We start from the raw sequence: 24968 nt of genomic DNA, 5'->3' as shown, positions 1-24968 counted from the left end.
GATGTCACGCCGAGACTTCGAAGACAACGATCCGTACGTGGTGATCGAGCAGCGCTCGACGAGCGTGATGCCGTTCATCGTCGGGCTGGCGCTCGGCGCCGGCGTCGCGCTCCTGTTCGCGCCGAAATCCGGCGAGGAAACGCGTCGCGACCTCAAGCGACGCGCCATCCGCGCGCGCAAGCTCGCCGAGCGAAAGGCGCAGGAGCTGGGCGATACGGTCAACGAGACGTATCAGGACGCGCGCCGCCGCGTCGAAGACACGATCGACAGCGCGAAGGACGCGGTCGAGCTCAAGCGCCGGCAGGTTTCGCGCGCCGTCGAGGCGGGCCGCGCGGCCGCTCGCGACGCGGTCGACGCCGGTCGCGCTGCGGCGCACGACGCGCGTGAGGATCTGGAGAACCGGCTCGCCACGACGAAGGCCGCGTACACCGCGGGCGTGAAAGCGGCGAAGCGCGCGCACGACACGGGGGCCGACGAGCCGGTCGAGGGCTGATCGGATTGCCCGCTGATCGGCCAGCCCCACGTTCGCGCGTCCATTGTCCTCGAGCGTAAGCGCGGGAGAGACGGGGGGCGAAGGCGGGGCTCGTCGCTCTCCGATTGGTGAGTTTGTCTGGACCGCCCGCGACTACATAAAGCGGGTCTGGGACAACAGCGGTGAGGACAACGTGCTGTTCCTCGCCGGCGGGATCGCGTTCAACATTCTGCTCGCCGCGCTGCCGTTCCTGTTGCTCCTCGCGGCGGGCATCACGTTCATCCTGCCGATCGTGTACGCCGGGTCGATCGACTCGACCGACCAGATCGGCGTCTTCCTCGACCGCCTGCTCCCGGCGCATGTCGAGACCAATTCGCCGGTCCACAGGCTGATCAACGACCTGCTGAGCGCGCGCAGGTCGATCACGATCTACAGCGCCATCGGCTTCGTGTGGTTCTCCACGCGGCTGTTCGGATCGCTGCGCACTGTGCTGGCGAGCGTGTTCGACATCGAGACGGAGCGCGGCATCATCGCCGGCAAGGTGTTCGACGTGAAGATCACCATCGTGTCGACGCTCTTGTTCGTGGCGAGCGTCACGGTCACGACGTACGTCGGTCTCGCGTCGCACGCGCTCGTGTCGGTGGGGCTGCGCACCGACGTGTTGAGCGGCGTCGACTACTGGGTGGGCCGCGTCCTCGGCTTCGCGTTCCTCGCCCTGATGTTCTACGCGCTCTACAAGTTTCTGCCCATCCGCCGCGTCACGACGGCGTCGGCGTGGGTTGCCGCGGGGTTCACGAGCGTCTGCTTCGAGGGAGCGCGCATCCTCTTCGCGAACTACACGCGGAGCTTCAACCCCGGCGGCATGTACAGGGGGACGCTCACCGCGATCGTGTTCGTCGTCGTCTGGTGTTACTACGCGGCGCTCATCTTCATACTGGGGGGGGAGGTCGGACAAGTATACGAGTTGAGGAGAGTGCGGAGGTTGCAGCGTGAGGTTTTGACAGACTAAGGGCGCTGACGTCCTTGGAGCGCTGACGTCCTTGGAGCGCTGACGTCCTTGGAGCGCTGACGTCCTTGGAGCGCTGACGTCCTTGGAGCGCTGACGTCCTTGGAGCGCTAACGTCCTTGGAGCGCTGACGTCCTTAGAGCGCTGACGTCCAGAGGGCGCCGCAACGGACGGCGCCCTTAGGGCGTCGTAAGGACGTCAGCGTCGTAAGGACGTCAGCGTCGTAAGGACGTCAGCGCCGTTAAGACGTCGTCGTTCCCACGAACCCCGCCTCCCTCATGAACGAATTCGCGGGTTTCGCGCACCGACGCGATATTCCGTCGATGCCGATCGACCTGCGAAGCGACACGGTCACGAAGCCGACGCCGGGAATGCGCGCCGCGATGGCCGTGGCCGATGTCGGCGACGACGAGCGCGACGGCGATCCGACGACTCGCCGCCTCGAGGAGCGCGTCGCCAAGATGCTGGGCAAAGAGGATTCGCTCTTCTTTCCGAGCGGTGTGATGGCGAACCAGGCGGCCGTGTGGCTGCTCGCGCCGCGAGCCACCGAGGTGTTGGCCGACGTCGACGCGCACATCGTGCACAGCGAGATCGCCGGCGTCGCGGCATTGGCGGGGGCGCAGATTCTCGCCGTCGTGCCCGACGGGGCGGGACGGGTCATGTCGGCGGACGATTTGCGGCGTGCCTTTCGGCCGCGCTCGCGATACTATCCCGCGCCGGGACTGGTATGCGTCGAGAACACGCACAACGGCGCCGGCGGCGTGATCGTCCCGCTCGGCGACCTCTGTGAGATGTGCGCGATCGCGCGCGAGCACGGAATTCCCGTTCACCTCGACGGCGCACGGCTGTGGAACGCGAGCATCGCGAGCGGCGTGTCGCTCCCCGAGTTGGCCGCGCCGGCGGATACCGTGATGGTCGACCTGTCGAAGGGGCTGGGCGCGCCGATCGGCGCGATGCTCGCCGGGACGCGCGAGGCCATGGAGCGGGCCTGGACCGCGCGCAAGTTGTTCGGCGGCGCGATGCGTCAGTCCGGCATCCTCGCGGCGGCGGCGCTCTACGCGCTCGATCATCAGCTGGCGCGTCTCGCCGACGATCACGCCAACGCGCGCGACATGGCGGAGGCGCTCCAAGGCATTCCCGGCGTCGAGATCGTTTCGCCGGACACCAACATCGTGATGGTGGACCTGCTCGCGGGACAGTCGGTGGCCGACCTGGCCGCCTCGGCGAAGGAACACGGAGTGCTCGTTTCCGAATGGAGCTCGACTCGAATTCGGCTGGTGACGCACATCGACGTGAGCGCGGACGATTGCCGCCGCGCGGCGACCGTGCTGCGTTCGGCCCTCACGCGTGGACACTGAATGCTGACGCTGACGCTCGACGATTTCGTCCAAACCCGCGCGCGCATCGCGCCGCACATCAAGCACACGCCGCTCTTGACGTCGCAGCAGTTGAGCGACGTGACCGGCTTCGACGTTCGGCTCAAGGCCGAGCTCTTTCAACGCGTCGGCTCGTACAAGATTCGCGGGCCGCTCAACAAGTTCGCGTTGATGTCGGACGAGGACAAACGGCGCGGCGTGGTCTGCTCGTCGGCGGGCAACCACGCGCAGGGCGTGGCGCTCGCCGCGCGCATTCACGGGATTCGAGCGGTCGTCTGCATGGCAACGAACGCCACGCCGGCCAAGATCGCCGCAACAAAGGCATATGGCGCCGAGGTCGTGCTGCACGGCCAGATATGGGATGAAGCGAATGAGAAGGCCAAAGAACTTGTCCGCGACGAAGGGCTCACCTACGTGCACCCGTTCGACGACGCGCAGCTCATCGCGGGGCAGGGTACGCTCGGCCTCGAGATCGTACAGGATTGGCCGAACGTGGACGCCGTGGTCGTGCCGATCGGCGGCGGGGGATTGATCTCCGGCGTGTCGATGGCGGTGAAGGGACACAATCCGAAGATCCGCGTGATCGGCGTCGAGTCATCCGATGGTCCGGCGATGCAGCGCAGCGTCGAAGCGGGCAGGCTCGAGACGATCGACTGCAACACGATCATCGACGGCCTCCGCGTGCGACGCGTCGGCGAACTGAATCTCTCGGTCGTCCAGCGCTTCGTCGACGAGATCGTCACCCTCCCCGATCGCGAGATCTTCGAGGCGATGATCTGGGTGATGGAGCGGTGCAAGCTCGTCGTCGAGGGCGCGGCGGCGGCGCCGGTCGGCGCGCTGCTGCACGGGCTCGTGAAGCTGCCAAAGGGATCGCGCGTGGTCGCCGTACTATCGGGCGGCAACGTCAATCTCGATCAGCTTCGCGGGTTGAACTGGAACTAGTTCGCCGACGAATTCCGCGGCGGCGACGCGTCAGCGCGCGCGCTTGGACCGCTGCGCTTTTTCCGGAGGCGCTTCGACGCCGTCGAGCAGGGGGATGACCTTCTTCGGCGCGCGGCGTCGCCAGGCGTCGCGCAGAAGCTCCTCGATCTCCTCCCACGGCGGATTCTGGTCGAGCCACGCGCCGACCCATCCGTACGCGCCGACGTACGCCGGCTTGAAGTACTTGTCGGGGCGAGAGCGAATGACGAGGTCTTGTTCGACGCTCACGGAGTAAATCCAAACGGCGGGGCGCCCACCGCTGTGGTGCGACGACGGCGAGGCGTACATCGCGAACAGCTTTCCGACGCGGAACGTGGGGGCGCCCCACGCTTCGACCTCGGTGCTCTGCGGGAGTCCGAGACAGATCGAGCGGAGACGCGACAGGGGATCCTTCGCGGCGGGTTTCGGCTTGGATCGCCGTTTGGTCATTTTCGACGGCCGCTTGGCCGTCGCTCGCGAGCGTGAGACGCTTTTCGGCATTTGTTCGGTAACATGACAGGAGCTCATTCGCGGCGCAAGGCACCGCCATGAAGCGACGCGAACGGCGAGAAATCGGACGCCCGAACATCTGAAGTCGGACCGCAGACTTCTCGTCGGACTCCACGCTGCCTAAATTTCTCCTTGCCTCAGGTCCCGGAGGGCGTCAGCCTTCAAACTCCGTCAGGACCCCGAAGGTAGCAGCGGTAAGAGGTGTCTGATGTTGCTTCGTCAGACCTGGGGTATCGCGCGGGGAACACGCTCGAGGTGAGCGATGTCCCCGCGCTTTGCTTTTCGGTACATTGTCCAACCCGCTCTCGTTCTTCGCGTCTCGCGGCTGTACTCCGCACACCGCCCTCCGCACTCGGCCATTGTCACTCGCGCTCGCCAGGAAGTACCGCCCAAAAAAGTTCGCCGACGTCGCCGTGCAGTCGCACGTGTCGTCGACGCTCAAGGGCGCGATCGCGCGTGGCCGCGTGGCGCACGGCTATCTGCTCTGCGGGCCGCGCGGTGTCGGCAAGACGACGCTCGCCCGAGTGCTGGCGATGGCGCTCAACTGCGAGAGGCGGGCTGATCCGTCGCTCGACGGCGAGCCGTGCGGTGAATGCACGTCGTGCACGCGCATCTGGAGCGGCGCGGCGAGTCTCGACGTCGTCGAGATCGACGCGGCGTCCAACCGCGGCGTCGACGACGCACGCGATCTGCGCGAGCGCGCCATGTACGCCCCGTCCGGTGTCGACCACCACAAGGTCTACATCGTCGACGAAGCCCACATGCTCACGAAGGATGCGTGGAACGCCCTCCTCAAGATTCTCGAGGAGCCGCCGCCGCGTGTCGTCTTCGTCTTCGCGACGACCGAGCCGCAAAAGATCGCCCAGTCGGCCGCGCCGGTCTTGAGCCGTCTGCAGCGATTCGACTTCAAGCGCATCGGTGCCGCGGAGATTCGCGACCGGCTCTCGCACGTGCTAGCCGAAGAGAAAATTTCATCCGAACCCGAAGCCCTCGCGTCGATCGCGCGCGCGGCCGACGGGTCGATGCGCGATGCGCTGAGTCTCACCGACCAGGTGCTTTCGATGGGCGACGGCCGCGTCACGGCCGATCGCGTCCGCGACGCGCTCGGTCTGGTCGCCGAAGACGAATTCGTCGCGCTCATCGACATCATCGCCGATCGGCGCGCGGCCGACGTGTTTCCCGCGGTGTCGCGACTCGCCGATGCGGGCATCGACTTCGGCGGTTTCCTCAACGGGCTCGCCGAGACGCTTCGGTCGCTGCTCACCGTCGCCCTCGGCGGTGCGGCGACGGAAGTGTCCGAGCGCGGGCGCGAAGCGCTCGAGGCTCGGCGCGACCGCATCGCCACGTCCGACTTGCTGCGCATGCTCCAGCTCATCACCGAGATCGAGCCGCGCTTCAAGAAGAGCGGCCAACAACAATTGCTCGTCGAGACGCTGCTCGTCCGGTTCGCCCTGATGGATCGCGCGGTCGACATTGAAGGATTGATCCGGTCGATCGGCAGCGGCGCCGGCGACGGCGGTTCAGGTGGCTCGAGCTCCGGCGGTTCATCCATGCGGCCGCAGTCGACTCCGTCGCCGACTTCGCGCCGTGACGCACGCGTTGACGCAGCGGCCGCGCCGACGCCGAGTGCCGCTCCCACGCCGCGGCCGGTCACACCGTCGCCGTCTCCGCGCCCCAGCGCTCGCGCCGACGGACCAGCCGTTCGAGCCGAACTCGCGGACGCGGCGCCCGTTGCGCTCCGTGGGGAGTGGATGGAGATGGTCGCGGTGGCCGGACCCGACGGGAAAATGGCGGGCGTCGTACCGCTCGAGATGAGTAAGCTCACGTCGCACTGGGATTCGGTCGTGCATCGCCTGCGCGCGTCGAAGCCGATGCTCGCGACCGCGCTCTCGCATGCGCTGCCCGCCGCGGTCACGGCGAACGGTGTCGTCACGATCGAGCTCGACGAGCCGAACGACATCTACGCGCACGCCATCAACACCGCGCGCGGCGAGATCGTTGCCGCATTGCGCGAGAGGTTCGTCGGCGTCGACCGTGTCGAATTGCGGCGGGATGAACAGGCCGTCGCCGCGCCGCCCAAGCGGCTGACGGACGAGATGGTGCGTGCCGAGCGCGTGGCTGCTCTCAGGAAGCGCGACCCGGTGCTCGACGCCGCGATCGAGGCGCTGGACCTCGACGTGGCTGATTGACGTGCTGGGTTCTAACTTTTCAGGTGGACAGGTGGACCGGTAGACGGGTGGACAGCAAAGTCCAACCGCACCGCGGTTCACCCGTCCACCCATCCACCCGTCCACCCGCTTTCCATGCCTGATTTCATGAAAATCCTGCAGCAAGCGCAGGAAGTGCAGGGCCGCTTTCAGAAGATCCAGGACGAGCTGCAGCAGCAGCGTGTCTCCGGTTCCGCGGGCGGCGGCATGGTGACCGCGGAAGTCACCGGGACCGGACAAATCACCAAGATCAAGCTGGACGCGAGCGTCGTGAATCCGTCGGACATCGAGATGCTCGAGGATCTCGTCGTCGTCGCGGTGGCCGACGCGCAGCAGAAGGCGCAGGCGGCCGCGCAGGAGCAGATGGGCAAAATCACGGGCGGTCTTCAGCTGCCGTTCAAGCTCCCGTTCTGAGCGGCGAACCCGCCAGCCTCGAGTAGGGCGACCCAAGACGTGTCGGCGATCGACGATCTCGCGACGGAACTCGCGCGCCTCCCCGGAATCGGTCGCAAGACGGCGCTCCGTCTCACGTACTACCTGCTCCGACAATCGCCGGAGCAGAGCAAACGTCTGGCGAACGCGCTCGTCACGCTCGGCGAACGCGTGCGAACCTGCGCGCGCTGCTTCAACCTCACGGAAGACGACGTCTGTTCGATCTGCCGCGACCCGCGGCGTGATCCGTCGTTGATCTGCGTCGTGGAGCAGGCGTCGGACATTGGCGCGATCGAGCGGGCCGGCGAGTTCAAAGGCCTCTACCATGTCCTCGGCGGACGGCTCGCTCCGCTCGACGGCGTGGGTCCCGCGGACCTGACTGTGGACGCGTTACTGAGTCGGGTGAATCCCGCGGACGAAACCGGGAACGCCGTGCGCGAGATCATCCTCGCGACGAATCCGAGTTTGGAGGGGGAGGCGACCGCCTTGTACGTCCAAACACAGCTCGCGCCAACGGGAGTCGCGGTGTCGCGCATCGCGCGCGGGCTGCCAGTGGGAGGAGATCTGGAGTACGCCGACGGAGTGACCATCGCGCAGGCGATCAGCGCGCGGAGGGCGATGTGAACGGCAGATGGGCCGGTGGACCGGTGGACCGGTGGGCCGGGACGGCGAGAAAGCGCCGAAGCCGCGCAAATGGAACAGGATGGGCCGTGACGGGGGGCTTCCTCGTCGGTCTAATACTCGGGGCGGCCGCGTGGAATTCGCAGATTCAGCGGTCGCGGCGTGACTTGTTCAGCAGGAAGCCCGTCAGGCGCCTGGCGGCGCTTGGATACCTCGGTCGCAAACCGGGGCCCGAGACCGTTCACCTGTTGCATGATTACGTGGCGTGGGAACGCCGTCCGTTGCTTCGGCGAACGGGTGAACGGCTCCTCCGTCGCTTGGATTCCCACCTCGAATAGGACTTCCCTCGAAATGGCCCCTTCCGTGAGCGCCAGTTGGTCGTTCACCGAAGATGATTTTGGCGCGATCACGAAGGCCCTCGACCGGTTTCTCGTTGACTGCAACGCGCGGTGCGCGCTGCTCGTCGACCGGACGGGCCAACTGATCGCGACGGTTGGCGAGCGCCCGACGTTCGATCCGACCGCGTTCGCGACCCTCACCGCCGCCGATTTCAGCGCTAACGATCAACTCGCGAAGCTGATCGGCGAGAACGACTTCAACTCGCTGTTCCATCAAGGCGAGAAGGAGTCGATGTATCTCGCCGACATCGCCCGCCGCGTCATCCTCGTCGTGCTGTTCGACAATCGAACCACGCTCGGCTTGGTGCGGCTCAAGCTTCGCCAAACCGTCGGAGAGCTTTCACAGTTGTTCGAAACCGTATTCACGCGGAGCGCGCAAGCGGCCGGACCCAGCATCCTGGCCGGCGCCGACGACGAAATCGACAAGCTGTTTCAATAGCGGAACGCAGCCATGTCGATGATCAACTACGCGTCACGCGAGATCAACTGCAAGATCGTCTACTACGGTCCCGGGTTGGGCGGAAAGACGACGAACCTCGAGCACGTCTACGGCCAGGTCGAGCCGGACACTCGGGGCAAGCTCATCTCGCTCGCCACCGAGACCGAGCGCACGCTCTTCTTCGATTTTCTTCCCGTGGACCTGGGCACGATCCGCGGGTTCAAGACGCGGTTCCACCTCTATACGGTGCCCGGCCAGGTCTACTACAACGCGAGCCGGAAGCTGATCCTCAAGGGCGTCGACGGCATCGTCTTCGTCGGCGACTCGCAGATTGAGCGCATGGAGGCGAATCAGGAGGCCATGCAGAACCTGTACGACAACATGGCCGAGTACGGGTACGACCTGACGTCGATGCCATTCGTGATTCAGTACAACAAGCGCGATCTGCCGAACGCCTCCTCGATCCGCGAGCTCCAGTCGGCGCTCAACCCGGGCTGGGAGGTCACCGATCCGGCGCGAAGGCGCGTGATGAACGATGCCGCGCACCCGGGCGAGCGCCTGGTCGAGCAGCTGGGGACCGGCGAATGGATCGAGCGCGCCCCCTACATCGAAGCGGTGGCGGTGAACGGCGACGGGGTCTTCGACACGCTCAAGATCGTCAGCAAGCTGGTGCTGAAGTCGCTCGCCTGAGCGTGCGTGGACGGGTGGACGGGGAGACAGGTGGACGTAGGTCTTGGAACAGGCGTTGGAGGGCGGGAGATTCTAGGTAAGCCCGCGCGATCCAGAGCGCCGTCACCCTGTGTAGTTTCCCCGTCGACATGAATCTGCCGAACGCCCTCACGGTTGGCCGCATCGTCGCGACGCCGCTCATTGCGACGCTGCCGCTGGCAAACTCTTGGGGGCTTCGTCTCACGGCGTTCGTTCTCTTCGTCATCGCGGCCGTCACCGACTACATCGACGGATATCTCGCGCGTTCGCGCAAAGAGGAAACCGACCTCGGCCGACTTCTCGATCCGCTCGCCGACAAGCTGCTCCTCGTCGCGACGCTGATCCCGATGTACTTGCTCGCGCCGCATCTCCCGTTCGTTACGCCGCTCGGCTTGATGGGCCTCCCGTTGTGGGTCGTGTTGGTCGTGCTTGGGCGAGAGCTGTTCATGACGCTCTTTCGGCAAGCGGCGGCGCGGCGCGGCGTGGTGATCGCCGCGATCGGCCCGGCGAAGTGGAAGACGGCGATTCAGCTGTTCTGGCAAGGATGCGCCTACTGTTGGTTCTTCGCCGTGGCGCTCAAAGAAGCACAGTCGTGGCGCGGCGAATTGTGGGAAGCGTTCGCCATGTTCAACGGCACCGTCGGATGGCTCGCGATGATCGTCGCCGTGGCGCTCACGATCTTTTCGCTCGCGATCTACTTGCGCAGCTTCGGGAGCATTTTTTCCACCGTCCCTCAAAAATGACCTCGCAGGAACTGCAGCGCGGCACCGCGGTGGAGATCGTCACGATCGGCGACGAGCTCCTGCTCGGCTTCACCGTCGACTCGAACGCCGCGCATCTGGCGCGCGCGCTTGCGTCGCTCGGTATGCACGTCGTGCGGCGCGCGACCGTCGGCGACACCGCGACGGCGATTCAGCGCGCGGTCGCCGAAGCCCTCGAGCGCAGCGGCGCCGTCATCACGACCGGCGGGCTGGGTCCGACGTCGGACGACCTCACCAAGCAATCGATCGCCGAGCTGTTCGGCCGACGAATGGAGCTCGACGAGGAGCATTTCCGATGGATGGAAGAGCGCTGGCTCAAGCGCTTCAACCGCCCGCTTCCCGCCGCCAACAAGCAGCAGGCGATGATGCCCGTCGGGGCGACGAAGCTGCAGAACAACCACGGCTCCGCGCCGGGCGTCTGGCTCGAGGACGAAAGAGGCCGCTGGGTCGCGATGCTTCCGGGCGTTCCGCGCGAGATGCGCGGCATGCTCGCCGACTCGCTCCTTCCGCGGCTCGCATCGCGCGTCGCGACGGGGACGGTGGTCCGCTCGCGCACGTTGCGAACGACGGGAATCTCCGAGTCACTCCTCGCCGACAAGATCGGCTCGATGGACGGCGGTCCGCTCGGCGTTGAGTTGGCGTATTTGCCGTCGATCACCGGCGTCGACCTCCGGCTCACCGTGCGCGACGCGCCGGAGCGCGACGCCATGGGCACCATCGCGCGCGCGGCATCGCGTCTGCGCGATCGCGCGGGCCAGTGGATCTACGGGGAGGACGACGCCGACTTGGCGGCCGTCGTGCTCGAGATGTGCCGGTCGCGCGGGCTGACGATCGGCGTCGCCGAAAGCTGCACGGGCGGCCTACTCGGCGCTCGACTCACCGCGATTCCCGGCTCGAGCGACGCAGTGTTGGGCGGCGTCATCGCGTACCACAACGACGTGAAGCGCGAGACGCTCGGTGTGAGCGACGCAACGCTCGCCGCGCATGGCGCGGTCAGTGACGAAGTCGTTCGAGAAATGGCCGCCGGCGCGCGTCGCGTCACCGGCGCGAACGTCGGCCTGGCGATCACCGGAATCGCCGGGCCCTCCGGGGGCACTCCGGAGAAACCCGTGGGCACGGTGTGGCTGGCCGTCGACATCGACGGAGATGTGACGACGCAGCTTCACCATCTGTGGGGAGACCGCGCGGAGATTCGCGAGCGCGCTGCTCAGTACACGCTGGATCAGTTGCGTGTGCGTTTGCTCGCGAATCAATCAGCGCCGGCGGTGCGGGGTGCCAGTGTAAGCGTCGCGCGATAGTCTATCGACGACGATCGGACCTACACACCCTGCAACGCCGTGGCGACCGGTCCACGACAGAGCGCGGTCGCGTTCTCGAGATAGTCGAAGTGCTTGACGCTCACGTCGTGGGCGAACGGCGCCGATTTGAGAGCGGCGACGATTGGGCCGTTGAGGTACGCGTCCGCCGACTCGCGGCTCTCGAAACAGTAGATTCCGCCCGCTTCGTGAGTCTCCGCGTTCGCGATCCAGATCTTCCATCGCAGGCCGGAGACGCCGGAGATCGCGTGTGAAGCAGCCTCGGTCGCATGCTCGTATTCCTCGACCGGAACCGACAGCGTGAAGTTGATCTGCAGCAGATGGTCGGCCATGACGGGCTCCGAATTGAAGTGGATTACCTGAGGCTTTACCGTACGACCCTTCGGAGGGGGCTGCCAGAGGCGTGCTGTCGATCCGGCAGTGATACAGGGTATGGCCGTTGCACCCCGCCACCGGTACCGCGAACATTCAGGAACGATGAAGCATCCGAAAAAGCCAGAGGCCGAGTCCTCACGCGCGGCCGACGGGGCCGGCCGCCAAGCCGACGGGGACGCGGCCAGTCCGACCGACGAAATCCGCGAGCTTCCGGCGGAGGCGTTCGCGCCCGAGGCTGATCCCGGCGACTCCGACGTCGCCCAGGCCGACCCGGTCGTGGGTGGCGGAAATGCCCAGAGAGAGCTGACTGCCGAACGCGACAAATACCTTCGGCTCGCCGCCGAATACGACAACTATCGCAAGCGAACCGCGCGGGAGCGGGGGGAGTTGACGAGCCGGGCTCAGGCCGATCTCGCCAAGCACTTACTCGACGCGCTCGACGACCTTGGGCGGTTCGCGCACGTCGATCCCGCTACGGTCGATCCCTCGACCCTCGTACAGGGCGTAGAGATGGTCGAGCGGAAGTTCTTGAAGTCGCTTGGCGCGGCGGGTCTTCAGCTGATCAACCCAATCGACCAAACTTTCGACCCCGCCCTCCATGAGGCGGTAGTCACGGAACCGGCCCTATCGCCCGAGGACGACCACGTCGTTTCGCGCGTCTTCCAGGTGGGCTACTTGTTCAACGGCCAGCTTTTACGCCCGGCGCGCGTGGTCGTGAAGCAGTGGAACGGCTGAGCACGTACTGATCGATATGGCTCAGACGAAGGACTACTACTCGGTCCTTGGCGTGCCCGCTTCCGCTTCGCAGGACGAGGTCAAGAAGCAGTACCGGAAGCTCGCCGCCAAGCACCATCCCGACAAAAACCCCAACGACCCAAAGGCCGCCGAGCGCTTTAAGGAAATCTCGGAAGCCTACCAGGTGTTGGGCGACGCCGAGAAGCGCAAACAGTACGACACGATGCGCTCACTCGGCGCATTCGGCGGCTTCGGGGGCGGCGGAGGGCAGCGACGGCCTGGGCAGCAGCCCGGGGGGGCTGGCGCGCAGAATCCGTTCGCCAGCGGGTCATTCCGGTTCGAGGACTTCAACGACGTCGGGTTGGGCGGCATCGGAGACCTCTTCAGCTCGATGTTCGGCGGCGGAGGGGCCGCTCGCGGATCGCGGCCGCGGGGACCGGAGCGGGGACAGGACATCGAGTCGCAACTCAACATTCCGTTTCGCGTCGCGGCCCTCGGCGGCAAAGTGCCGATCGAGCTCGAGGTGAACGAGGAGTGTCCGACCTGCCACGGCACCGGTGCCGCGCCCGGCGCGAAGATTCAGACGTGTCCTGAGTGCTCGGGCCGCGGAACGATCTCGTTCGGCCAGGGCGGGTTCGCGGTGCAGCGTCCTTGCCCGATGTGTCTCGGGAAGGGAACCGTTCCCAGCGAGCGATGTCCGACGTGCAACGGCGTCGGCGAGGTTCGTACGCGAAAGAAGGTGATGATCACCGTTGCGCCGGGCGTCGACACGGGAACGAAGATTCGTCTCAAGGGACAGGGCGGGCGCGGCACGCGAAACGGCCCCGCCGGCGATCTGCTAATCACGTTCCAAGTCGAACCGGACCGCTTTTTCCGGCGCGAAGGCCTCGACGTCGTCGCGCCAGTGCCGATCAACATCGCGCAAGCGACGCTGGGCTCGAAGATCAGCGTGCGGACGCTCGACGGCAAAAAAGTCGCGATCAAAATCCCACCCGGCACTCCCGCGGGAAAACGCTTTCGCGTGCGAGGTCAGGGCATCACGAAGGACGACCACAAGGGCGACCTGATCATCGAGGTGCAGGTGAGCGTGCCAGAAAAGCTCACCGAAGAGCAGGAGAAGGCGATGCGGGACTTCGCCGATGCGGGGGGATTGAAGTACTAGGTGGACAGGTGGACAGGTGGACAGCGAACCACCGAGATCTGAGAACTGAGGTAGTTTCCCGTCCACCCGTCCACCCGTCCACCCCTTTTTACGCCGCTAAAACCGGCAACGCCCCCCGCCCCCGCATTCCACGCTCGATCAAGCCACCGCCGAGCACACGCGCGCCGTCGTACAGGACGAGCGATTGGCCCGGCGTGATCGCGGCGACCGGTTCGTCGAGCGCCAGTTCGACTTCGTCGCTGTCTACGCGCACGATCTCGGCGCGGGCGGGCGCCGCGCGGTGGCGCACCTGAACTTCGACTCGGGCGCCGACATCGGGCGCGTCGACGAGCCAATTCATGCCGCGCGCGATCACGCCGCGTCCGAGCAACTCCTCGCGCGGGCCGATCACGACCGCGCGGTCTTCCGGACGAATTTCCACGACGAACATCGGCACGCGGAATCCGCCCGGCAGGCCACGGCGCTGCCCGATCGTGAACCGTGCGAAGCCGTCGTGCGTGCCGGCGATCTCTCCGTTGGAGAGCACGAACGGTCCGCGCGCGAGCGACGGCGCGTCGTCGCCGAGTCGCTGGCGAATGATCTTCGTGTGGTCGCCGTCGGGGACGAAGCAGATGTCCTGACTCTCGGTCTTCTCCGCCACCACCTCGAGGCCGAGGCGGTGCGCGACGGCGCGTGTCTCCGGCTTCGTCTGCGAGCCCACGGGCAGGATCATCCGCGATAGCACGGAGCGGTTGATTCCCCAGAGGAAGTACGACTGGTCCTTCGACGGATCGACGCCGCGATGCAACACGCCATCGACGACGCGAGCGTAGTGTCCGGTGGCCACCCAGCGCGCGTCGATTCCGTCGGCCTTGGCGACGAGGTCGCGGAACTTCGTGAACGTGTTGCAGCGGACGCACGGAATCGGAGTGCGTCCGCGCGAATACTCGCCGACGAAATCGTCGACGACGTCGCGGCCGAACGCGCTCTCGAGGTTCAGCACGTAGTGCGGAATGCCGAGCGTGTGGCAGACGCGGCGCGCATCGTTCACCGAATCGAGCGAACAGCAGGGGCGGTCCGGCAGGTCGCCGTCGTGGCAAAAGAGCTTCATCGTCGCGCCCACGACGTCGTAGCCCTGTTCAACGAGAAGCGCGGCGGCGACCGAAGAGTCGACTCCGCCGGACATGGCGACGAGAACGCGCCCTCGAGCGGGTGGACGGGTGGACGAGTGGACGGGTGGACCGGAACTGCTGACTACGTTCATCGATCCATCAGTCCGCGGCGGCGGCGGACATGCCGCGCACCTTGTTGACGACGGCCGGGAAGACTTCGGCCACGCGATCGATCGCGGCGTCGGTCGTAAGCGAGCCGACGCTCATGCGAATCGCCGCGTTGCCGAGCTCCGGCGGGACGCCGATGGCCTCGAGGACGTGCGACGCGTTGACGCTTCCGCTCTGACACGCCGAACCGGCCGAACAGGCGATGCCCCGAAGGTCGAGCGCCATGAGCATCGATTCGCTGTCGGTGCCGGGCACGGAGACGTTCAGGATGTGCGGCGCGCGCTTTGGGGCGCCGCGGCCGTGGATCACGACATCGGGAATCCGCGCGACGAGCGCCTGCTCGAGGCGGTCGCGGAACGCCGAGAGTCGCGTACAGTCTTCCTCACGCTCTGCAACGGCCAGCTCCGCGGCGCGAGCCAGACCGACGATCGCGGCGACGTTCTCCGTGCCGGCGCGACGGCCGCGGTCCTGCGTGCCACCGTGCAACAGCGGCTCAATCCCGATGCCTCGGCGGATGAACATCGCGCCGATTCCCTTGGGCGCGCCGATCTTGTGGCCGGACACCGAGAGGAGGTCGAACGGAGTCGCTGCGGCGTCGATCGTGATCTTGCCGAACGCCTGTACGGCGTCGGTGTGGAAGATCGCGCCGACGCTCTTCGCGTGGGCGGCCAGCTCGGCGACCGGCTGAACCGTGCCGATCTCGTTGTTCACCCACATGACGCTGGCGATCGTCGTATCGTCGCGGACGACCGAAGTGAACGATGCGGCGTCGACGACGCCTGTCGAAAGCACCGCGCACTGACGCTCTGCGGCTCCCTCGTGCCCCGCCTGATGAACCGCGCCGAGCACGGCCTTGTGCTCGATCGGCGAGGTAACGACGGCGTTCCGGCTGCTTCCGTGGAGCGCGCGCCAGGTGCCCAGAATCGCGAAATTGTCCGCCTCGGTACCGCCCGACGTGAAGCAGATTTCGTCGGGCTGCGCGCCAAGACAGTGGGCGACGCGCTCGCGCGCCTCGTCCAGCGCCGTGCGAGCGTCGCGCCCCCAACGATGGATGCTCGACGGGTTCCCGAAGCGCGGCCCGTAGAACGGCAGCATGGCCTCGAGCACCTCGGCGCGGACCGGGGTCGTGGCGGCGTGGTCGAGGTAGATAGGCTCCGGCATGGCAACAATATAGGCTCTTTACGTCTTTCGATCAGGGCTGCCGAAGAACCGCGAGCGGACCTCCCAGAGGCGGGGGAAAAAGCGCTGGTCGATCGTCCGCATTAGATAGCGGGAACCGAGCGTTCCGCCGGTGCCGCCGGTATTCGGGCCGAGCACCCGTTCCACGAGCTGGACGTGCTTGAAGCGCCACTGGGCGAACTGTTGCTCGTATTCGAGCAAGGCCTCGGCCACGAAAAAGAGCATCTTCGGGCCCGGCCCAAGGTAGAGGTCCTCCAACGTCGTGTTGCTTGCCTCGACCAGCCGCAGAAAGAGATCCTGAAGCGTCGGCCGGTCGAGCGCTCGGCGGACGAGATCGGGGATCGAGCCGTGTTCCTCGAGCACTTGCATGAAGTGCGCGTCACGAAGCCCGGACGCCGCTTCGATCGCCCGGAACTGCACGCTCTGTTGTCCGCTCGACGTGCCCAGGAATTTCCGGAACTGGGCGAAGTGCTGCGGCGGGAGCGTCTCGAGCGAAGAGAGCTGCGCCGACACGATTCGCATGAGACCGTTCAGCCGCTGCACGTGCCAAAGCGTCTGTCCGGCGTCGTGCTTGACGAGCGAGTCCACGAGCCCGTCGATGTCGTGCAGGATCGCCTTGAACCACAGCTCGCTCGCCTGATGCACGACGATGAACAGCAGCTCGTCGGGGTGCTCCGGCGACGAGAGCGGCCGCTGGAGCGACAGCAGCTCGTCGAGCGAGAGATACGACTGGTAGTTGACCTCGCTCAAAACGTCGACACCTCGAGCGCGGCGACGTCGTCCACCGCGACCATCTCCGTCGTGAAATAGGGCTCGCCGTAGCGACGCCGAATGAGCGTTCCGTAATACGCGCCGTAGTGGCGAACGACGTCCTCGAGCGGCTCGCCGCTCGGGTACACCTCGCCGGCTTGCGTCTCCCCCTCGAACTGCGACTTGTAGCAGCGAATGGCTTCCATCTTCAGCTCGAACGTGTCCGAGACGTCGACGACGAACGAGGGCCGGATGAAGTCCTGCCGGTAGGCGAGACAATGGAGGATCTTGAGCGGGCGATGTTTCGCCCGATCGGGGGCGACCTTCGCCAATCCGGCGATGAAGCACGCGTCGCGCACGAGCTGGGCCGATACGTGATGGTCCGGGTGGCGGCCTTCGAGCGCCGGCGCTATGACCACGCGCGGTTGGAGCCGGCGAATCGCGCGCGCCAGCTTTTCCCGAGTCGGCGGGTCGTTCATGATCGCGGCGTCGGGGAGGGCCAGGTTCTCGCGGAGGGTAATGCCGAGCACCTTCGCCGCTCGCGTCGCTTCGTCCGCGCGAACCTCCGCGGATCCGCGAGTGCCCATCTCACCCTGCGTGAGATCCAGAATGCCGACGCGGTGGCCCTGGCGCACGGCGCGGGCGAGCGTTCCACCGCAGGTCAACTCACAATCGTCGCGGTGCGCGGCGATCGCGAGCACGTCCACTCGGCCGTTGTCGGAAGGGGAGGGGGCGGACATGGCGCGAAATCTACAGGGGCCCTGTCGCCGCCCGGGTCACTCGTAGCGCAGCGCGGCGACGGGATCGAGGCGAGCTGCGCGGACGGCCGGCAGCATGCCGAACACCACGCCGGTGACGGCGCTGGCGGCGAGCGCGGAAATGATCGACGAGAGCGGCGTCGAGGCCGGAATGGACGGCCACGCGGTACGCACGATGACGGTCGCGGCGAACCCGAGAATCAGTCCGACCGCCGCGCCGATGCCCGTGAGCGTCACCGCCTCCACGAGGAACTGCCACAGGATCGTGCCGCGCGTCGCGCCGAGCGCCTTGCGGACGCCGATCTCGCGCGTGCGCTCGGTGACCGAGATCATCATGATCGCGATGACCCCGATGCCGCCAACGAGAAGTCCGACGGAGGAGAGCGCGATTCCGACGACGAAGAACGTCCCGAACAGCTGATTGTAGACGTCCATCAGCCGGTCTTGCGTAACGACGGCGAAGTTGGTGCGGTCGCGCGGGCGCAGGCCTCGCTTCGAGCGCAGATAGGCCGTGACGTCGTCGACCGCGTCCTGTACGCCGACACCCGCGCGCGGCTTGACGATGAGGTTGTTTCCGCGGACCCACAGGTTCATGTGGCGCCGGCCCGTCTCGATCGGGATGATCGCCTTCGGCGAGTCACCGCCGCCCGCCGACGTCGGCGTGCCCATCGGGCTCGCGGTGTAGTGATAGAGCCCGATCACCGTGAACGGTGCGCCGTTGACCATCACCACTTTGTCGATCGGGTCCGAGGCGCCGAAGAGCTGCTGCGCCATCTTGTCGTTCACGATCACGACGCGCGCGCCGCCGGCATTCTCGGCTTGGGTGAAGCTGCGTCCCGGCTGGATGTCGCCGCCGTCGACGTCGGTCCAATTCGCCGAGTAGTACTCGATGCCCGCGTTGAGCGAGCGGTCCTTGTACTTGAACTCCGCGCCGCCGGCGACGTGTTGCGTGACGGCGTAGATCGTCGCCAGCGCCCCGATGCCGTTCGCTTCGTCGTTGGTGATCGCCGGGTTGCGGCGCTCGGGGCAGGCATCGGGATCGCTGGGGTCGCAACTCTGGAACGGATTGAGCGGCCGGCGATAGACGAAGAACGACGTGGGTCCCGCCGCCGCGACGTCGCGCGCGAACGATTCGTTCACGCCGCGCACGACCGACGACAGCGCCACCACCACGAACACGCCGACCGCCACGCCCATGATGGTGAGCGCCGCGCGAAACTTGTTCCCGCGGATCGCCTCGAGCGCGATGAACACGCCCTCGTATGCATGCGCGAGGAATCTCACGTCTCGTGTCTCAGCGCTTCGATGGGGTCGAGTCGCGACGCGCGGCGCGCGGGATAGACGCCCGACGCGATCCCGACGACCGTACCGAGCAGCGTCGCCGCGACGAGCGACCAGGGCGCCACTGCCGCAGGCAGCGGCGTTTTCATAGAAATGATCTTGGCGGCCGCGATGCCGAGCGCGATGCCGATCATCGCACCGACCGTGCTGAGCGTCGCGGATTCGACGAGGAATTGGCGGAGAATGTCGCGCCGTCGAGCGCCGAGGGATTTTCTGATCCCGATTTCGTGTGTCCGCTCGGCGACGGAAACGAGCATGATGTTCATGATCACCATGCCGCCGACGACCAAGCTGAGTCCGGGCAGCGCGGCGCCGATGATCGTCATCGTGTTCTTGATGCGCTCGAAAAACTGGAGCGCCGACGCGGTCGTCTCCATCACGAAGTTGTCTTGCTGCGCCGGACGCAAATGCCGGTGCGCGCGCAGCGCTTCGCGCACGACCTCCATCAGATCGTCCATCATCATCGTGCTCGACGACTGCACGAGCAGTCCATCGATGTCGCCGCGCGGATTCGTGAGGCGGTGGAGCGGAGAACCGAACGGCGCGATCACCATCTGGTCGAGCGACTGGCCGAACAGCGACCCCTGGTGCGCGATCACGCCGATGACCTGGTACGGGATGCCGCCGATGCGCAGCTCGCGGCCGAGCGGATTCAGGTTCGGAAAGAAATACTTCCCGACTTCCTCACCGATCACGACGACGGGCGTGCCGAGCTCGTACTCCTGCGGCGCGATCGTGCGTCCCGACGCGAGATCGTACTTCTTGATGACGAAGTAGTCGCCGTCGACGGCGTGGGCGTCGACCTGTCGCGGGCGTGCGTACTGCGTCGACGCGTTGGTGTTGTCCTGGCTCTCCACGGCCCAGCGCGCCGCCGGCGGCAGGACCGACCGCACGAACGCCACGTCCGCCTGATAGAAACGCGGGCGCCGCTGCCACTCGAGCCATTCGTCGCGAGTCACGTGGTTGCCGAACCACGGAAAGCGGCGAAGCGTGAACGTGTTGGCGCCGAGGAGACGACCGGCGAAGTCGTCTTCCATGTAGCGGCCCATGCCTTCGACGATCGACACGACCGCGATCAAGAACATCACACCGATCATCACACCCAGAAGCGTGAAGAAGCTCTTGAGCTTCTGGACGCGAATCTGGGCGAGCGCGAGGCGCACTGCCTCGAAGATCGGCATTATTCGTAGCGCAAGGCTTCGACCGGATCCAGCTTGGACGCCCGCATCGCGGGCAGCATTCCGAACAACACGCCCGTGATCGCGCTCGCGCCGAGCGCCGCCACGATCGCGAGCGGAGGGACCGACGCCTTGATCGGCGTCGCGTTGCGGATGATCACCGACGCGATGCCGCCGAAGAGCAGGCCGATGATCGCGCCGATGGCGGTGAGCGTCACCGCTTCGACGAGGAACTGCCAGAGGATCGTCAGCCGCGTCGCGCCGAGCGCCTTGCGGACGCCGATCTCACGCGTGCGCTCCGTGACCGAAATCATCATGATCGCCACGACGCCGACGCCGCCCACCATCAGCCCAATGGCGGACAACACGATCATGACGAGGAAGAACATCCCGAAGATCTTGTTGTACGTGTTGAGCAGCTGATCCTGCGTGATGATCGCGAAGTTGTTGTCGACGCCGGGCCGAAGCCCGCGCCGCGCTCGCATGGCGGCGATGACGTCGTCCTCCGCCTCGTCGCGCGTCACTTCGTCGCGCGGGAGGATCGCGATCCCCATGTTGCCGATGCCGCCCTTGAGCGTGCGATACGCCGTCTCGAACGGCACGATCGCGCGCGGCCGGTTGCCGCCGGTGAGGAAGCTGGCCTCGTAGTGGTACACGCCGATCACCGTGAACGGTGACCCGCCGATCGTCACGACCTTGTCGAGTGGATCGGAGTCGCCGAACAGCCGCTTGGCCATCTCGTCGTTCACGATCACGACGCGTTCGGCGTTCGCCGCCTCGGCCTCGGTAAAGCTACGCCCGGGATACAGATCGCCGGCGTGGTCGATGAGCGTCCAGTTCGCCATCGCGCCAATGACCTGCGTGCTGCTCAATACGTTGTCGTGATACCGCACTTCTTTGCTCAGCCCGAGCTGCGCCTCGGCGGCCATGATGCTCGGCAAGGTGTTGAGCATCTGCGCGTCGGACAGATTGAAATGCGGATTGTGGCGCCATTTGCACGTGTCGTCCGTGCCATCGCACGCTTCGAACGTGATCGGGTAGCGCGACAGGAAGAACGTCTTCGGCCCCGCCTTCTCGAAATCCCGAGCGACGCTGGCATTGATCCCATGAATCGCCGCCGAGATGACGACGACGACGAACACGCCGACGGCGACGCCGAGAATCGTCAGCGCGGCGCGGACCCGATTGGACTTGAGCGAGTCGAGCGCGATGCCGACTCCCTCGAACAGGCTGAAGACCCGCACGCCAAGATCGGACATGTCAGGTCTCCTGGCGCATGGCGGCGATCGGATCGAGCATCGCCGCGCGACTCGCGGGATAGACGCCCGCGATGAGGCCGACTCCGGCGCCGACGCCGACGCCGACGAAGATCGACCAGATCTCAACGGACGCCGGCAGCGGCGAGATCGCGGCGAGTGCCTTGGCGAAGCCGATGCCGAGGGCGACGCCCAACGCGGCGCCGATGGTCGCCAGCGTCGCCGATTCGACCAGGAACTGGTTCAGAATGTCGCGGCGGCGCGCGCCGAGCGACTTCCGGATTCCGATCTCACGCGTGCGCTCGGCGACGGCGACGAGCATGATGTTCATGATCACGATCGCGCCGACGACAAGCCCCACCGTCGGCAACGCGATGCCGGCGACGATGAGATAGCCCTGCAGCTTGTTCCAGAACTCGAGCGCTGAATCCGACGTCTCGAGCGCGAAGTTGTCCCGTTGCGACGGGTGCAAATGGTGCCGTGCCCGCATCACCGAGCGCGTGGCCTCCATGGCCTCCTTCATTCCTTCGTCGGAGGGCCCCTGAATGACCATCTGGTCGATCACGCCGTGCGGGTTCACCCAGCGGTTGAGCGGCGCACGCTCGGGCGCGATCAGGAACTTGTCGAGCGACATGCCGAACACGCTCCCCTGCGACTCGGCCACGCCGACGACGGTGTAGGGAATGCCCTGGATGCGAACGGCGCGCCCGATCGGATTCAGATTTGGAAAGAAGTGGTCGGCGACGTCCTGTCCGACGATCACGACCGGCGCCCCGATCTCGTATTCCTGCGGCGCGATCGGGCGACCTTGCGACACGCCCATCTTCTTGATGGTGAACCACTGCTCGGATACGGTCGAGCACTGCGTGTTGCGCGGCGAGGCGTACGCCGATTCCACGTTCAGGTTGCTGCCGCTCTCGGTGGCCCAGAGGACGTCGGGCGCGAGCGCCGCCGCCACCGCGGGCACATCGGAGTCCATGATGTGCGGGCGCTTACGCCATTCGCGCAGCTCGTCCTGGGTCACGTCGCCCAGTTGGATATCGGGTCGGGAGCGGAGGTTGAACGAGTTGACGGCGATGAGCTTGCCGATCAGGTCGTCCTTCATGTAGCGACCCATTCCGCTGACGATCGAGACGACGGCGATGAGAAACGTCACGCCGATCGTCACACCGATCACGGTGAAGAAGCTTTTCAGCTTCTGCACGCGGATCGTTTCCCACGCAAGTCGAACGGCTTGGAAGAATGACATGGTCTGAAATGCGAGCGGGAGACGCTTTCGGGTCGGGATGCCCCCCGCCGTCAGACGTCTCCCGTTCTTACGGGAAAACCGCAGGCGAAGTTACGAGTGCGCGTTCGTCGCGCCGAGGCGGGCGGTGAACTGTTCCCGGCGCTCATCCGTCGAGATGAGCCCGTCGCGCAGCACGACGATTCGGCGCGCATGAGACGCGATGTCCGGCTCGTGGGTCACCATGACGACCGTTTGTCCCGCGTCGGCAAGGGACTCGAACACTCTCATGATCTCTTCGGAGGTCTGAGAATCGAGGTTACCGGTCGGCTCGTCGGCGAGCAGCATCGAGGGATTGTTGACCAGCGCGCGGGCGATCGCGACGCGTTGGCGCTGACCGCCGGAGAGCTCGTTCGGCCGGTGGTCCATGCGGTCCTGGAGCTGCACCTTGGTCAGCGCTTCGATGGCGCGCCGCTTCCGCTCGTCGGCGCCGACGCCGGCGTACACGAGCGGCAGCTCGACGTTGTGCAGTGCCGTCGCGCGGGGAAGGAGGTTGAACGTCTGAAAGACGAACCCGATCTCCTTGTTCCGCACGCGAGCCAGAGCGTCGTCGCTCATCTTCGAGACGAGCTGGCCGTTGAGCCAGTACTCGCCGCCGTTCGGCGTGTCGAGGCATCCGAGCACGTTCATCAGCGTCGACTTGCCCGAGCCCGACGGACCCATGATGGCGACGTACTCGTTGCGCCCGATGGCGAGGTCGACGCCGCGCAGTGCGCGGACGACTTCGCCGCCCATGTCGTACTCGCGCTTCACACCGCGCGTTACGATGATCCACTTCGACTCTGGCGCGGCTCCTGGCTTGCCTGTAACGACCTGCCGCTCGGCGGTTTCGCCGAGCGGTGTTTCTACGATTGGGTTCACGACTTGGTCCCCGGGGTGGCGGCTTTCTTTGGGTCCGGCTTGGTCTCTCGAACGATGGTCCCGTCCTTCAGGTCGCGGATCGCCTGGTAGGTACCGGCGACGATCCGGTCTCCCTCTTTGACACCGTCGAGAATCTCAAAGTGCTTCTCGCCGGCTATACCTACTTTTACGGGCCGGAAGGTCACTTTGTTGTCCGTGCCGACCACGAAGACCCCTTCCACGTCCTTCTTGCCAACTTCTTTCGCGGGTTTGGTTTTGCCCAACCCCACGGCCGTATCTCCCTGCTGGAGCGCCTGGTTCTCGCGCACCGTGAGGGCGATGATCGGCACCGACAGGACGTGCGTCTTCTTGTCCGTGATCACCTTGGCGGTGGCGGAGAAGTCGGGACGCGTGTCCCTGGGCGCGTTCAGGAGCTGGATCGTCACCTCGTAGTCGACGGCCTGGTCGGTCGTCGTGGTGGCGCTCGTGCCCTTGACCGAGCTGTTCGAGATGCGCGTGACCCGGCCCAGGAAGGTCGTGTCCGGGAACGCGTCGAGCTGGATCTGCGCCGAGTCGCCGACTGCGATGCGCGCAACGTCGGTCTCGTCGACCTTCACGCGCGTCTCGAGCACGGACATGTCGCTGATCGTGAGGAGCGTCGCCGCGTCCTTGTTCAGCGTGCCCTGGATGGCCGTCTCACCCTGCTCGACGTCGAGACGCGTGATCTGGCCAGACATCGGCGCGTAGATGGTCGTTTTGTCCAGCGAGCTCTTGGTGTCGTTGACGCCGGCGACTGCCTGATCGACCGCGTGCTTTGCCGCGTCAACCAACGCCGCGTTCACGTCCACGGCGGTTTTCAGCTGTTCGAGCTGCTCATCGGATATGAGCTGCGCGTTCGCCTTCTTGATTTGTGCGGAGCGATCGTAGCTCTTCTGGGCCTGCTCGAGATTCGCTTGCGACTGGGTCAGCTGGGCCTTGCTCGACGCAAGCACCGCCTCGGCGCGCTCGACGGCGGCCTGCGCCTGCGTCGGATCGATCTGCAGCAGCAGGTCGCCCCGCTTCACCATCTGGCCTTCCTTGACGGCGAGCTTGGTGATCTTGCCGCTCACGTCGGAGGCGACGTCGACTTTCGTCTGCGGCCGAACCTGTCCGCTCGCGGTGACCGACGCGATCAGATCGCGCTTTTGCACCGGTTCGATGCGGACTTCGACCGCCTTGTTGCCCCGTTTGGAGGCACTGAACGCGAAGACGGATACGAGGCCCGCCAGGGCCACGACTCCGATCGCGATCTTCGATTTCTTACCCATGATGGTCAGCAGTCCTCAGCGGAGTGGGCGCCCGACTGCGCTCTCGAGATTGGCGAACGCCGTATGGTAATCGTAGATGGAGTTGACCCGGCCGATCTGCGCCGTTTCGTACGAGCCGCGCGACGTGGTGACTTCGAGGAACGTCGCCGCGCCGACCTTGTACCGCTCTTCCACCGCCGCGAGCTCCTCGGCGGCTTTCTGAGCCGTTTGCTCCTGCAATTGCACCGTCTTCGCGGCGGCGATCAACGACAGGTACGCGTTGGTGACGTCAGTGGTGACCTGGAGTTGGCGGGCCTTGAGGGCGTAGTTCGCGTTGTCACGCGTCACCTTCGCCTGC

26 protein-coding genes and 1 other RNA gene are annotated in these 24968 nt (G+C 66.0%); 14 read left to right on the top strand and 13 right to left on the bottom strand.

The genetic code is table 11. From position 1 onward, the window contains the following. Position 1: 1 nt before the first annotated feature. The 4 genes from VGQ44_14650 (at position 2) to ilvA (ending at position 3796) form a co-directional block, all read left to right on the top strand. Positions 2-493 (top strand): YtxH domain-containing protein, encoded by a 492-nt coding sequence (locus VGQ44_14650; protein ID HEV8448066.1) that lies wholly within the window; start codon positions 2-4, stop codon positions 491-493. Between the two features lie 43 nt (positions 494-536). Further along, on the top strand, positions 537-1481 hold the full coding sequence (locus VGQ44_14645) for a YhjD/YihY/BrkB family envelope integrity protein (GenBank protein HEV8448065.1): 945 nt from the start codon (positions 537-539) through the stop codon (positions 1479-1481). A gap of 275 nt (positions 1482-1756) precedes the next feature. Then, on the top strand, positions 1757-2836 hold the full coding sequence (locus VGQ44_14640) for a GntG family PLP-dependent aldolase (GenBank protein ID HEV8448064.1): 1080 nt from the start codon (positions 1757-1759) through the stop codon (positions 2834-2836). Further along, a complete protein-coding gene (gene ilvA, locus VGQ44_14635) occupies positions 2837-3796 on the top strand; it encodes a threonine ammonia-lyase (protein ID HEV8448063.1) in 960 nt (319 codons plus the stop codon). It abuts the gene before it with no gap. Between the two features lie 30 nt (positions 3797-3826). On the opposite strand, the gene VGQ44_14630 is transcribed toward ilvA, so the two are convergent. After that, the gene (locus VGQ44_14630; protein HEV8448062.1) at positions 3827-4264 is read right to left on the bottom strand and encodes an MmcQ/YjbR family DNA-binding protein; all 438 of its coding nucleotides are present in this window, start codon (positions 4262-4264) and stop codon (positions 3827-3829) included. A gap of 196 nt (positions 4265-4460) precedes the next feature. Between VGQ44_14630 and ffs the strand changes: the two genes are divergently transcribed. The 8 genes from ffs (at position 4461) to VGQ44_14590 (ending at position 11188) form a co-directional block, all read left to right on the top strand. Continuing rightward, an RNA gene (gene ffs / locus VGQ44_14625) (signal recognition particle sRNA small type) lies at positions 4461-4557 on the top strand. A 57-nt stretch (positions 4558-4614) separates the two neighbouring features. After that, positions 4615-6513, top strand: a complete 1899-nt coding sequence (gene dnaX / locus VGQ44_14620) for a DNA polymerase III subunit gamma/tau (GenBank protein HEV8448061.1) — start codon at positions 4615-4617, stop codon at positions 6511-6513. A gap of 114 nt (positions 6514-6627) precedes the next feature. Further along, on the top strand, positions 6628-6945 hold the full coding sequence (locus tag VGQ44_14615; GenBank protein HEV8448060.1) for a YbaB/EbfC family nucleoid-associated protein: 318 nt from the start codon (positions 6628-6630) through the stop codon (positions 6943-6945). Between the two features lie 39 nt (positions 6946-6984). After that, positions 6985-7587 carry a recombination mediator RecR gene (gene recR / locus VGQ44_14610; protein ID HEV8448059.1) on the top strand — a complete coding sequence of 201 codons (603 nt, stop codon included), beginning with the start codon at positions 6985-6987 and terminating at the stop codon, positions 7585-7587. A gap of 348 nt (positions 7588-7935) precedes the next feature. Then, positions 7936-8421 carry a roadblock/LC7 domain-containing protein gene (locus VGQ44_14605; GenBank protein HEV8448058.1) on the top strand — a complete coding sequence of 162 codons (486 nt, stop codon included), beginning with the start codon at positions 7936-7938 and terminating at the stop codon, positions 8419-8421. A gap of 12 nt (positions 8422-8433) precedes the next feature. Continuing rightward, positions 8434-9111: an ADP-ribosylation factor-like protein gene (locus tag VGQ44_14600; GenBank protein ID HEV8448057.1), complete on the top strand. Its 678-nt coding sequence runs from the start codon at positions 8434-8436 to the stop codon at positions 9109-9111. A gap of 128 nt (positions 9112-9239) precedes the next feature. Then, positions 9240-9872: a CDP-alcohol phosphatidyltransferase family protein gene (locus VGQ44_14595; protein ID HEV8448056.1), complete on the top strand. Its 633-nt coding sequence runs from the start codon at positions 9240-9242 to the stop codon at positions 9870-9872. After that, positions 9869-11188 carry a competence/damage-inducible protein A gene (locus VGQ44_14590; protein ID HEV8448055.1) on the top strand — a complete coding sequence of 440 codons (1320 nt, stop codon included), beginning with the start codon at positions 9869-9871 and terminating at the stop codon, positions 11186-11188. The genes VGQ44_14595 and VGQ44_14590 overlap by 4 nt, the downstream gene beginning before the upstream one ends. A 20-nt stretch (positions 11189-11208) precedes the next feature. Here the strand turns inward: VGQ44_14590 and VGQ44_14585 are convergent, their stop codons facing one another. Continuing rightward, on the bottom strand, positions 11209-11538 hold the full coding sequence (locus VGQ44_14585) for a YdhR family protein (GenBank protein ID HEV8448054.1): 330 nt from the start codon (positions 11536-11538) through the stop codon (positions 11209-11211). A 145-nt stretch (positions 11539-11683) separates the two neighbouring features. Here VGQ44_14585 and VGQ44_14580 point away from each other — a divergent pair, with 145 nt between their 5' ends. Further along, positions 11684-12316 carry a nucleotide exchange factor GrpE gene (locus VGQ44_14580; GenBank protein ID HEV8448053.1) on the top strand — a complete coding sequence of 211 codons (633 nt, stop codon included), beginning with the start codon at positions 11684-11686 and terminating at the stop codon, positions 12314-12316. Between the two features lie 16 nt (positions 12317-12332). Beyond that, positions 12333-13478, top strand: a complete 1146-nt coding sequence (gene dnaJ / locus VGQ44_14575; GenBank protein ID HEV8448052.1) for a molecular chaperone DnaJ — start codon at positions 12333-12335, stop codon at positions 13476-13478. Between the two features lie 88 nt (positions 13479-13566). Here the strand turns inward: dnaJ and mnmA are convergent, their stop codons facing one another. From mnmA to VGQ44_14520, 11 genes are all read right to left on the bottom strand, one after another. Then, positions 13567-14721 carry a tRNA 2-thiouridine(34) synthase MnmA gene (gene mnmA / locus VGQ44_14570; protein ID HEV8448051.1) on the bottom strand — a complete coding sequence of 385 codons (1155 nt, stop codon included), beginning with the start codon at positions 14719-14721 and terminating at the stop codon, positions 13567-13569. A gap of 7 nt (positions 14722-14728) precedes the next feature. Continuing rightward, on the bottom strand, positions 14729-15898 hold the full coding sequence (locus VGQ44_14565) for a cysteine desulfurase family protein (GenBank protein HEV8448050.1): 1170 nt from the start codon (positions 15896-15898) through the stop codon (positions 14729-14731). A gap of 18 nt (positions 15899-15916) precedes the next feature. Beyond that, complete coding sequence (locus VGQ44_14560; protein ID HEV8448049.1) at positions 15917-16666, bottom strand: tryptophan 2,3-dioxygenase family protein; 750 nt, start codon at positions 16664-16666, stop codon at positions 15917-15919. Next, entirely contained in the window at positions 16663-17406 is a 744-nt protein-coding gene (gene bshB1 / locus VGQ44_14555) for a bacillithiol biosynthesis deacetylase BshB1 (GenBank protein ID HEV8448048.1), read from the bottom strand. Before bshB1 ends, VGQ44_14560 begins: the two co-directional genes overlap by 4 nt. 36 nt (positions 17407-17442) lie before the next feature. Next, a complete protein-coding gene (locus VGQ44_14550; protein ID HEV8448047.1) occupies positions 17443-18708 on the bottom strand; it encodes an ABC transporter permease in 1266 nt (421 codons plus the stop codon). Further along, positions 18705-19946: an ABC transporter permease gene (locus tag VGQ44_14545; GenBank protein HEV8448046.1), complete on the bottom strand. Its 1242-nt coding sequence runs from the start codon at positions 19944-19946 to the stop codon at positions 18705-18707. Before VGQ44_14545 ends, VGQ44_14550 begins: the two co-directional genes overlap by 4 nt. After that, on the bottom strand, positions 19946-21202 hold the full coding sequence (locus VGQ44_14540; protein HEV8448045.1) for an ABC transporter permease: 1257 nt from the start codon (positions 21200-21202) through the stop codon (positions 19946-19948). Before VGQ44_14540 ends, VGQ44_14545 begins: the two co-directional genes overlap by 1 nt. 1 nt (position 21203) lies before the next feature. Then, positions 21204-22448, bottom strand: a complete 1245-nt coding sequence (locus VGQ44_14535) for an ABC transporter permease (protein ID HEV8448044.1) — start codon at positions 22446-22448, stop codon at positions 21204-21206. Between the two features lie 90 nt (positions 22449-22538). Continuing rightward, positions 22539-23345, bottom strand: a complete 807-nt coding sequence (locus tag VGQ44_14530) for an ABC transporter ATP-binding protein (GenBank protein ID HEV8448043.1) — start codon at positions 23343-23345, stop codon at positions 22539-22541. Continuing rightward, positions 23342-24631, bottom strand: coding sequence for an efflux RND transporter periplasmic adaptor subunit (locus tag VGQ44_14525; protein ID HEV8448042.1), 1290 nt, complete (start codon positions 24629-24631; stop codon positions 23342-23344). The genes VGQ44_14530 and VGQ44_14525 overlap by 4 nt, the downstream gene beginning before the upstream one ends. Positions 24632-24646: 15 nt before the next feature. Beyond that, a partial coding sequence (locus VGQ44_14520; protein HEV8448041.1) for a TolC family protein occupies positions 24647-24968 on the bottom strand: 322 nt, incomplete at its 5' end.

Source organism: Gemmatimonadaceae bacterium (assembly GCA_036003045.1).
Taxonomy (GTDB): Bacteria; Gemmatimonadota; Gemmatimonadetes; order Gemmatimonadales; family Gemmatimonadaceae; genus JAQBQB01.
This window is presented reverse-complemented; position numbering and strand designations above follow the sequence as displayed.

What these genes read in the sequence shown, in the direction of transcription:
- ilvA (HEV8448063.1), top strand. Translation starts at nt 2,837, where the DNA reads ATGCTGACGCTGACGCTCGACGATTTCGTCCAAACCCGCGCGCGCATC.
- VGQ44_14545 (HEV8448046.1), bottom strand. Translation starts at nt 19,946, where the DNA reads ATGCCGATCTTCGAGGCAGTGCGCCTCGCGCTCGCCCAGATTCGCGTC.
- VGQ44_14585 (HEV8448054.1), bottom strand. Translation starts at nt 11,538, where the DNA reads ATGGCCGACCATCTGCTGCAGATCAACTTCACGCTGTCGGTTCCGGTC.
- VGQ44_14650 (HEV8448066.1), top strand. Translation starts at nt 2, where the DNA reads ATGTCACGCCGAGACTTCGAAGACAACGATCCGTACGTGGTGATCGAG.
- VGQ44_14540 (HEV8448045.1), bottom strand. Translation starts at nt 21,202, where the DNA reads ATGTCCGATCTTGGCGTGCGGGTCTTCAGCCTGTTCGAGGGAGTCGGC.
- VGQ44_14600 (HEV8448057.1), top strand. Translation starts at nt 8,434, where the DNA reads ATGTCGATGATCAACTACGCGTCACGCGAGATCAACTGCAAGATCGTC.
- VGQ44_14615 (HEV8448060.1), top strand. Translation starts at nt 6,628, where the DNA reads ATGCCTGATTTCATGAAAATCCTGCAGCAAGCGCAGGAAGTGCAGGGC.
- VGQ44_14605 (HEV8448058.1), top strand. Translation starts at nt 7,936, where the DNA reads ATGGCCCCTTCCGTGAGCGCCAGTTGGTCGTTCACCGAAGATGATTTT.
- dnaJ (HEV8448052.1), top strand. Translation starts at nt 12,333, where the DNA reads ATGGCTCAGACGAAGGACTACTACTCGGTCCTTGGCGTGCCCGCTTCC.
- mnmA (HEV8448051.1), bottom strand. Translation starts at nt 14,721, where the DNA reads ATGAACGTAGTCAGCAGTTCCGGTCCACCCGTCCACTCGTCCACCCGT.
- VGQ44_14595 (HEV8448056.1), top strand. Translation starts at nt 9,240, where the DNA reads ATGAATCTGCCGAACGCCCTCACGGTTGGCCGCATCGTCGCGACGCCG.
- VGQ44_14565 (HEV8448050.1), bottom strand. Translation starts at nt 15,898, where the DNA reads ATGCCGGAGCCTATCTACCTCGACCACGCCGCCACGACCCCGGTCCGC.
- VGQ44_14580 (HEV8448053.1), top strand. Translation starts at nt 11,684, where the DNA reads ATGAAGCATCCGAAAAAGCCAGAGGCCGAGTCCTCACGCGCGGCCGAC.
- VGQ44_14535 (HEV8448044.1), bottom strand. Translation starts at nt 22,448, where the DNA reads ATGTCATTCTTCCAAGCCGTTCGACTTGCGTGGGAAACGATCCGCGTG.
- VGQ44_14590 (HEV8448055.1), top strand. Translation starts at nt 9,869, where the DNA reads ATGACCTCGCAGGAACTGCAGCGCGGCACCGCGGTGGAGATCGTCACG.
- VGQ44_14525 (HEV8448042.1), bottom strand. Translation starts at nt 24,631, where the DNA reads ATGGGTAAGAAATCGAAGATCGCGATCGGAGTCGTGGCCCTGGCGGGC.
- bshB1 (HEV8448048.1), bottom strand. Translation starts at nt 17,406, where the DNA reads ATGTCCGCCCCCTCCCCTTCCGACAACGGCCGAGTGGACGTGCTCGCG.
- VGQ44_14630 (HEV8448062.1), bottom strand. Translation starts at nt 4,264, where the DNA reads ATGACCAAACGGCGATCCAAGCCGAAACCCGCCGCGAAGGATCCCCTG.
- VGQ44_14640 (HEV8448064.1), top strand. Translation starts at nt 1,757, where the DNA reads ATGAACGAATTCGCGGGTTTCGCGCACCGACGCGATATTCCGTCGATG.